Here is a 485-nt window from a genome sequence, read left to right on the forward strand (position 1 = left end):
GCACAGGGTGTGGAAGCCCAGACCCTTGCCAACGTCTATCAGGCGATTGAAAACAATCACGAGATCGTCCCGGTCTTGAACAAGGTTGACCTTCCGGCAGCCGAACCCGATCAGGTCAAGGAACAGATCGAAGAAGTGATTGGCATCGATGCCTCTGATGCTGTGATGATCTCGGCCAAAACCGGCCTGGGCGTGCCTGACGTGCTTGAAGCACTGGTAAACCGTCTTCCGGCGCCGACTGGCGATGCGAACGCACCGCTTGAAGTTCTTCTGGTCGATAGCTGGTATGACACTTATCTCGGTGTGATGATTCTGGTGCGCGTGAAGGAAGGCACCCTGAAAAAGGGTCAGAAAGTCCGCTTCATGAACGCCAAGGTCACCCATCAAATCGAACGCGTTGGTGTGTTCACGCCAAAGCCGCTTGCGATTGATGAAATGGGGCCGGGTGAAATCGGCTTTATCAACTGCGGTATGAAAACCGTGGC

1 protein-coding gene is annotated in these 485 nt (G+C 54.4%); it reads left to right on the plus strand.

The genetic code is table 11. The features are described 5' to 3' along the window. On the plus strand, positions 1-485 hold a 485-nt coding region (locus B3Z49_RS07820; protein WP_296989647.1), incomplete at both ends, for a GTP-binding protein.

This window comes from Thalassospira sp. UBA1131, assembly GCF_002311515.1.
In the GTDB taxonomy this organism is placed as follows: Bacteria; Pseudomonadota; Alphaproteobacteria; order Rhodospirillales; family Thalassospiraceae; genus Thalassospira.